Origin of the sequence: Ornithinimicrobium sp. (assembly GCF_051004135.1) — a bacterium.
GTDB lineage: Bacteria > Actinomycetota > Actinomycetes > Actinomycetales > Dermatophilaceae > Ornithinicoccus.
Genome location: NZ_JBPCKQ010000059.1, coordinates 1 through 7,868 on the forward strand (window position 1 = coordinate 1; position 7,868 = coordinate 7,868).

The following is a 7,868-nucleotide window of genomic DNA, read 5'->3' on the forward strand; positions in this document are numbered from 1 at the left end:
CCGGCACCCTGGCCCCCAGCACCCCGGAGATCGGCTGCAGCGGGGTCGTCACCGATGTGCTCGACAAGGAGATCGAGATCCGGGCGGAGTGGGAGAACGAGGAGTCGACGGGGTGGCGGACCCTGGGGACGCTCGACTCACCCGGCGGCGTGCTCGTCGCGCACGGCAGCATGACCTCGCAGGGGCTGCTCGACGAGCCTGAGTTCCCGCCCGGTCCAGACTGCAGGGGTGGCAGTGGACCCACCACAGGGGTGGCACTGGCCGAGGGGCCCTGGGTGACCTCGGCGCTGACCGCACGGATCATGGCCGAGGAGGTCGCGGTGCTGCGTCGCCTGCGCCCGGGCGATGCTGGGCAAATCGGGCATGCGGCGCGGCTGCTACGGGATTCCTTCGCGCAGCAGCGAACGGCAGCCTTCCTCTCCCCTGCGGCGTATGCCGTGCTGTTGCGCGACGAGGGCACGGAGGCCACCGCGCCCGCCGCATGAGGCTCGCCGCATCAGCCTGTGGACAGGCGATGACGCGGATGTCGTGACCGCGGCATGCTGGTGCCCATGCCGGAGAGGAGGCACGATGGGTGTCATGACCACACTGCCGCAGAGTCGCCCGCTGAGCGTGGCGGACTTCGAGGCCCTGCGTGAGCAGGACGACGGTCACCGCTACGAGCTGGTCGACGGGGCGCTGATCGTGACCCCGTCGCCGATCTTCACGCACCAGCGAGCAGTGGTGCGGCTCGTGCGGGCGCTGGACGACACCGTGTGGGAGGGATGTGAGGTGTTCGTCGCGCCGTTGGACGTGCGGATCGGTGACGCCACGGTCCTGCAGCCCGACGTGCTGGTCGCCCGAGCCGGGCAGCTCTTCCGCAGCGGGGTGCGCGAGGCACCGCTGCTGGCCGTCGAGGTGCTCTCCCCCAGCACCCGCCACATCGACCTCGGGCTCAAGCGCTCCCGCTACGAAGCAGCCGGCTGCGCCTCCTACTGGGTGGTCGACCCCGACGAGCCGTCGCTGCACGCCTGGGAGCTCGGCTCGGACGGCTACGGCGAGGGCCTGCACGTGGTGGGCGAGCAGACCGCATACCTCGAGGCACCCTGGCCGGTGCAGCTGGTGCCGGCCGACCTGGTCGCCCCGCCCAGGAGCAAGCAGCGCTGAGCCGGCCGGACGACCTCGTCGCGCCGCCCCGCGCGTATCGACCCCGATGATGGCGCGTTGATCCGGCGCCTCATGCGCAGCGCGGGCGGGCGGCCCCAGGCGGCCGGGTTCGGCCCATCGGTCATCCCGGTGCTCCGCTGTGCGGGACCACCGTGCCGCGCAGCACGATCCGGTGCGGGTCGGCCAGGGTCCGCAGATCCTGGCGTGGGTCGTCGCGGTAGACGACGAAGTCGGCCGACTCCCCCTCGGCAATTCCTGGACGCCCCAGCCACTCCCGGGCCGACCAGGTCGCAGCGCCGATCGCCTCCAGGGCGCTCATCCCGGTCTCCGTGAGCGCTTGCACCTCCTGGGCCACCAGCCCGTGCGGTAGCTGACCACCGGCGTCCGTCCCGACGTAGATCGGCACTCCGGCCTCACGTGCCTTGCCGATCGTGTCGAACCGGCGCGCGTGCAGGTCACGGATGTGGGCGGCATACCCCGGGAACTTGGCCTCGCCCGCGTCGGCGAACGCAGGGAAGTTCTCAATGTTGACCAGGGTGGGCACGATGGCGATCTGCTGGTCGGCAAACGCCTGGATGGTGTCGTCCTGCAGCCCCGTCGCGTGCTCGACGCAGTCGGTGCCGGCCGCCGCCAGATCGCGCAGCGACTCCTCCCCGAAGCAGTGCGCCGTGGTGCGGGCACCCTCCTCGTGCGCCGCGGCGACCGCCCGGGCCACCGCGTCGGCGGGGAAGGACGGGCTGAGGTCGCCGGTGTCGCGGTCGATCCAGTCGCCGACCAGCTTGACCCAGCCGTCGCCGTGGCGAGCCTCCTGGCGGACGTGGTCGACCAGGTCGTCCGGCTCGATCTCGTGGGCGAAGTTGCGCAGGTAGCGCCGGGTCCGCGCGATGTGCCGCCCCGCCCGGATCAGCCGTGGCAGGTCCTCGCGCTGCTGCACCCATCGGGTGTCGGCCGGGCTGCCGGCGTCGCGGAGCAGCAGGGCTCCGGCGTCCCGCTCGGCCAGCGCGTGCTCCTCCGCGCGGGCGTCGTCGACCGCGCCGTGCGCCTCCAGCCCGACGTGGCAGTGCGCGTCCACCAGGCCGGGCAGCACCCACCCGTGCACGGTCTCCACGTCGCCCCCGGCCGGGGCGGTCAAGGAGATTCGTCCGCCGACCACCCAGAGCTCGTCCAGCACCTCCTCAGGTCCGACCAGGATCTGACCCTGCACGTGCAGCACCGGTGCGCTCATCGTCGCCCTCGCCTCCTTGCGGGTATGCCGTCACGGCAGGCTATCGGTCCGCAGGCACTGCGTCGCGACTACGGTGAGGCGTATGCGGTACGACGCGGTGGTCATCGGTGCCGGACACAACGGGCTGACCAGCGCGGCATACCTGGCCCGGGCGGGCCGTTCGGTGCTGGTGCTGGAGCGAGCCGAGGTGATCGGCGGGGCGGCTCGCTCGGCCCGGGTGTTCCCGGCATACGACGCCCGGCTGTCGGCATACTCCTACCTGCTCAGCCTGCTGCCGGAGCAGATCGTCGATGAGCTGGGGCTGTGCCTAAAGCTGCACCGGCGCCGGATCTCCTCCTACACCCCCACCGACAATGGCGGGATCCTGATCGACCACGGCGACCCGGCCCGCACCGCCCACGACCTCGGGCCCGACGCCCAGGCGTGGGAAGACTTCGCCGGTCTGACCGGCGAGGTCGCGCACCGGCTCTTCCCCACGATGACCGAGCCACTGCGGTCTGCGAAGGACGTGCGCTCGCTGGTCGGCGAGCAGGCCTGGACCGACCTGTTCGCCCGGCCGATCGGCGAGACCCTGCAGCACCGGTTCACGGGCGACGCGGTGCGCGGCATCGCCCTGACCGACGGCCTGATCGGCACGTTCGCCCGGGCTGGCGACGCCGATCTGCTGGCCAACCGGTGCCTGCTCTATCACGTCATCGGCCGCGGCACCGGCGACTGGGACGTGCCCGTCGGCGGAATAGGCCGGGTCACCGACGCGCTGGCCGACGCGGCACTGGCGGCGGGCGCCCAGATCCGGCTGGACACCGAGGTCGTCGCCCTGGAGACCGACGGCGAGCTGGCCCGGGTCCGGGCCGCCGACGGGTCCGTGGTCGAGAGCGATGCGGTCTTCGCGGGCGTTGCACCGGTCGTGCTGGACCGGCTGCGTGGCCGGTCCCCCGCCGGCGCCGCGCCCGAGGGCGCTCAGCTCAAGGTCAACATGCTGCTGTCCCGGCTGCCCGCCCTCAAGGACCCCTCGGTGACCCCGGAGCAGGCGTTCTCCGGGACCCTCCACATCAACGAGGGGTATGCCGCGCTGGACGCCGCATACTTGCAGGCGGCGCGAGGTCAGGTTCCGACCGTGCCGCCGTGCGAGGTCTACTGCCATTCGCTGTCCGACCCCTCGATCCTGGGCGAGGAACTCGTGGCCGCAGGGGCGCACACGCTGACCCTGTTCGGCCTGCACATGCCGACCCGGTTGTTCAGCGACGACCCGGCCGGTGCCCGGCAGCGTGCCCTGGAACTGACTCTCGCCTCGGTGGACAGCGTCCTCGCCGAGCCGATCGAGGACTGCCTGCTCGATGCGTCCACACTTGAGGTGCGCTCACCGCTGGACGTGGAGGCGTCGGTCGGGATGCCCGGTGGGCACATCTTCCACGGCGACCTGCAGTGGCCCTTCGCCGAGTCGTCATCCGACGTCGGCACCTGGGGTGTGGAGACGGCCGACCCCAACGTCTACCTGTGTGGTGCCGGCGCCCGCCGCGGCGGCGGCGTGAGCGGCATACCCGGTCGCAACGCGGTCGCCGCCCACCTGGGCGAGGACGCCATGTCCGGTGGCTGACCGCCCCGATCTGGCGTCGCTGCTCAGATCTGCGGGGGCCGGGAGCTTCCCGGTCGCCGACAGTGGCTGGAGTCGCGCGGCTCCGTGGCTTGCCGGCCTGGAGGGCGTGGTGGCCTTCACCGGACACTCGGTGATGGTGGTCGACCAGAGCGTCTCGGACGCGGAGTTGGCGGCCCTTGGGGTGGACGGGCTGGGCGGGGCGCACGACCCTCGGGTGGCTGTCGCGCTGGCCGGCGCAGGCCAGATCGAGGTGCTGGACACCGTGCTCGTCAGACACGGCACCGGCGAGCCGTCGGAGTTGGTCCCCCGGCCCGACCTGGCGGAGCACCCGAGGGTGCGGCATGCACGTGCCGTACGTCGCGAAGTCCAGGTCTGGGGTCTGCCCGGTCCCCGGCAGCACTCTGTGCTCACCCTCGCGCGTGGCATCGCAGGACTCCCGGAGATCAGCATCGAGACCTCCCCACCCTTGCCATCAGGGTGGACAGCCGGCCGGCTGCTCCACGGCGCGCTGGCCCTGGTCCCCTTCGACGAACTCGTCCTGGCATGCGTCTCCCCGGGCCACGCCAGATCGGTGCGGCTGTTCCTGCGTTGCGGGTTCGTGCCGGTCGGCTCGGTGCAGCTCTGGCGTCCGCAGCGCCGCAGCGACTGACGGCCGACTTCCAAGGCGCCTACTTGCCGCCCTGGTCGAGGAACTTCTCGAACCCCTTGGGCAGCTGCAGGTCGGACATGTCGGGTTCGTCCTGCCCTCCCCCGGCGGCACCGGCGCCGAAGGCGCTGCCGAACGCGTTCTCTCTCGCCGCAGTCTGCTTCTGCGCCGCCGCCTTCTCCTCGGCGGCCCGCTTCGCCGGGTTGCCGCTCTTGGACTTCTTGCGCTGGGGCGCCTGCTTGCCCTTGCCCTTGCCTGCGCCGGGCCCGCCCATCCCCGGCATCCCCGGCATACCGGGCATGCCGCCGCCCTTGCGCATCTGGCGCATCATCTTCTGCGCGTCGCCGAAGCGGGTCAGCAGCTGGTTGACCTCGGAGACGTTGACTCCGGAGCCCTTGGCGATGCGGGCGCGGCGGGAGCCGTTGATCGCCTTCGGATGGTTGCGCTCGAACGGCGTCATCGAGCGCACCATCGCCTCGACCCGGTCGAACTCGCGGTCGTCCAGGGAGTCCAGCTGTTCGCGCATCTGCTGCATACCGGGCATCATCCCGAGCATCTGCTTCAGGCTGCCCATCTTCTTGATGGCCGCCATCTGCTCCAGGAAGTCCTCGAAGGTGAAGTCCTCCTCGGCCATGAACTTGCGGGCCATCTCGCGGGACTGCGCCTCGTCGAAGGCCTTCTCGGCCTGCTCGATCAGGGTGAGCACGTCACCCATGTCAAGGATCCGGCCGGCCATCCGGTCGGGGTGGAAGGTCTCGAACTCCTTGACCCCCTCACCGGTGGAGGCGAACATGATCGGACGGCCGGTGACCGAGGCCACCGACAGCGCCGCGCCGCCTCGGGCGTCGCCGTCGAGCTTGGTCAGCACGGTCCCCGTGATCCCGACGCCGTCGGCGAAGGCCTTGGCGGTGTCCACCGCCGCCTGGCCGATCATGGCGTCGATGACGAACAGCACCTCGTCGGCGGCGGTCTCGACCCGTATGTCGTGTGCCTGGCGCATCAGGTCGACGTCGACGGCGAGCCGGCCGGCGGTGTCGATGATGACGATGTCGTGGCCCTTGTCGCGGGCCTGGGCGACGCCGTCGATGGCCACGTCGACCGGGTCACCGAAGGAGCGTGTGCCCTCGCCGGTCTCCAGGGAGGCGTCGTGACCGAAGACGTTGCCGCGCTCGGGCGCGAAGACCGACACCCCGGCCCGCTCCCCCACGATCTGCAGCTGGTTGACGGCATTGGGGCGCTGCAGGTCGGCGGCGACCAGCAGCGGAGCGTGCCCCTGGTCCTTGAGCCAGTAGCCGAGCTTGCCGGCCAGGGTCGTCTTGCCGGAGCCCTGCAGGCCGGCGAGCATGATCACCGTCGGGGAGGACTTGGCCAGGTTGAGCCGCCTGGTCTGCCCGCCGAGGATGTCGACGAGCTCCTCGTTGACGATCTTGACGACCTGCTGCGCCGGGTTGAGCGCCTGGGAGACCTCAGCGCTCAGGGCCCGCTCGCGGATCCGCCCGGTGAACTGCTTGACCACCGGCAGTGCGACGTCGGCGTCCAGCAGCGCGATCCGGATGTCGCGGATCGTGGCGTTGACGTCGGACTCCGACAGCGACCCCTTGCGCTTGAGGTTGCGGAAGGTGTCGGCGAGACGATCGGAGAGACTGTTGAACACGGGTCCAGGCTAACGAATGGTTCAGCCGACGATGGCGTCGACGAAGGCGGCGGGGTCGAACGGCGCGAGATCGTCGGCCCCCTCGCCGAGACCGACCAGCTTGACCGGGACGCCGAGCCGGCGCTGCACGTTGACCACGATGCCGCCCTTGGCGGTGCCGTCGAGCTTGGTCAGCACGATGCCGGTGATGTCGACGGCCTCGGCGAAGACCTCCGCCTGACGCATGCCGTTCTGACCGGTCGTGGCGTCCAGCACCAGCAGCACCTCGTCGATCGGGCTGCGCTTCTCGATGACCCGCTTGACCTTGCCGAGCTCGTCCATCAGGCCGACCTTGTTGTGCAGCCGGCCGGCGGTGTCGATCAGCACGACGTCGCTCTCCATCTCGGCGGCCGCGGCGACGGCGTCGAAGGCCACCGAGGCCGGGTCGGCACCCTCGCGGTCCGAGCGGATGGTCACCACCCCGACGCGCTCGCCCCAGGTCTGCAGCTGGTCGGCGGCGGCCGCCCGGAAGGTGTCGGCCGCACCCAGCACGACGTCCTTGTTCTCAGCGATCAGCACCCGGGCCAGCTTGCCGACCGTGGTGGTCTTGCCCGTGCCGTTGACCCCGACGACCAGGACCACGGCCGGTCGGCCGCCCACCCGGGCACCGGCGACGCGGCGGTCCATGCTGGGGTCCACCAGCTTCAACAGGTCGGCGCGCAGCCAGCCCCGCACGGTCTCGACGTCGGTCTCCCCCTCGACCCGCACCCGGGTGCGCAACGAGGCGACCAGCTCGTCGGTCGCCTCGACCCCCAGGTCGGCCTGCAGGAGGGTGTCCTCGACCTCTTCCCATGCCGCGTCGTCCAGTCCGGAGCGGGACAGCAGGGCCAGCAGGGCAGCGCCGATCGCGGTGTTGGAGCGGGACAGCCGTTCCCGCAGCCGGGCCAGCCGTCCACGAGCGGAGTCCGGGTGCTCCAGTCTCGAAGTGCCGGGCTCACGCTCCTCGACAGCGACTCCACCGCCGGTGTCGTGAACATCGCGCTCACCCGGAGCAGGGGGTATGCCGTCGCCAGGCTCACCAGCGCCGGGCCGGGACCCGACGTCGGGCGGAAGACCCTTGGTGCGTCCGCCGCGGCCACGGACCAGGCCGACCAGGACCGCCAGGGCGCCGAGGGCGACGACGGTGGCGACAGCGAGGTACTCCCACAGATCATTCATCGCGGCTCATTCTCACAGATCCGGGTCCCCGACTCGTGCTGCGCGGGGGCACCCTGCTCAGGAGTCGAGACCCGAGGAACTCCGACCAGCGGCGCTGGGCATGCGCTGACGTAGGCCCTCGCCCCGGGCCCGCAGGTCGGTGCCGCGCCGTCGGACGTCGGCGATCATGCGCTCGCCCTCAGGGGTCCAGAAGTCCCGGGAGTCACGCTGAGCCTCACGGGCGACATAGCCGATCACCGCGGCACTGACCGCTACACAGAAGAACATCCCCAAGACCAAAGCCAGCATGTCCTCATCCTGCCTCCGCCAAGACTCACGAACAACTCACTCCGCGGGGTGTCGCGGGGGACACGCCACGGGGTGGGGAGAGTCCAACCCACATCCCGGGGCCCCCGGATCTTTG

The 7,868-nt window shown here is 71.3% G+C and carries 8 protein-coding genes; 4 read left to right on the forward strand and 4 right to left on the reverse strand.

Going from position 1 to position 7,868, the window contains the following annotated elements; genetic code table 11:
- Together ACR2FV_RS03205 and ACR2FV_RS03210 are read left to right on the forward strand one after the other, a co-directional pair.
- The coding region (locus tag ACR2FV_RS03205) for a hypothetical protein (RefSeq protein WP_434014256.1) at positions 1–485 on the forward strand (485 nt) is incomplete at its 5' end.
- A 94-nt stretch (positions 486–579) separates the two neighbouring features.
- Complete coding sequence (locus ACR2FV_RS03210; protein ID WP_434014257.1) at positions 580–1,146, forward strand: Uma2 family endonuclease; 567 nt, start codon at positions 580–582, stop codon at positions 1,144–1,146.
- A gap of 121 nt (positions 1,147–1,267) precedes the next feature.
- Here the strand turns inward: ACR2FV_RS03210 and ACR2FV_RS03215 are convergent, their stop codons facing one another.
- Positions 1,268–2,371, reverse strand: coding sequence for an amidohydrolase family protein (locus tag ACR2FV_RS03215; protein ID WP_434014258.1), 1,104 nt, complete (start codon positions 2,369–2,371; stop codon positions 1,268–1,270).
- A gap of 82 nt (positions 2,372–2,453) precedes the next feature.
- Between ACR2FV_RS03215 and ACR2FV_RS03220 the strand changes: the two genes are divergently transcribed.
- Both ACR2FV_RS03220 and ACR2FV_RS03225 read left to right on the forward strand, forming a co-directional pair.
- Positions 2,454–3,968: a phytoene desaturase family protein gene (locus ACR2FV_RS03220; protein WP_434014259.1), complete on the forward strand. Its 1,515-nt coding sequence runs from the start codon at positions 2,454–2,456 to the stop codon at positions 3,966–3,968.
- Positions 3,961–4,617: an N-acetyltransferase gene (locus ACR2FV_RS03225; RefSeq protein ID WP_434014260.1), complete on the forward strand. Its 657-nt coding sequence runs from the start codon at positions 3,961–3,963 to the stop codon at positions 4,615–4,617. The genes ACR2FV_RS03220 and ACR2FV_RS03225 overlap by 8 nt, the downstream gene beginning before the upstream one ends.
- Before the next feature lie 19 nt (positions 4,618–4,636).
- Here ACR2FV_RS03225 and ffh read toward each other — a convergent pair whose 3' ends face one another.
- The 3 genes from ffh to ACR2FV_RS03240 are packed head-to-tail and all read right to left on the reverse strand — an operon-like array spanning position 4,637 to position 7,753.
- Positions 4,637–6,268, reverse strand: a complete 1,632-nt coding sequence (gene ffh, locus ACR2FV_RS03230) for a signal recognition particle protein (protein WP_434014261.1) — start codon at positions 6,266–6,268, stop codon at positions 4,637–4,639.
- A 21-nt stretch (positions 6,269–6,289) separates the two neighbouring features.
- A complete protein-coding gene (gene ftsY, locus ACR2FV_RS03235; RefSeq protein ID WP_434014262.1) occupies positions 6,290–7,465 on the reverse strand; it encodes a signal recognition particle-docking protein FtsY in 1,176 nt (391 codons plus the stop codon).
- A gap of 57 nt (positions 7,466–7,522) precedes the next feature.
- The gene (locus tag ACR2FV_RS03240) at positions 7,523–7,753 is read right to left on the reverse strand and encodes a hypothetical protein (protein WP_434014263.1); all 231 of its coding nucleotides are present in this window, start codon (positions 7,751–7,753) and stop codon (positions 7,523–7,525) included.
- Positions 7,754–7,868: the final 115 nt, after the last annotated feature.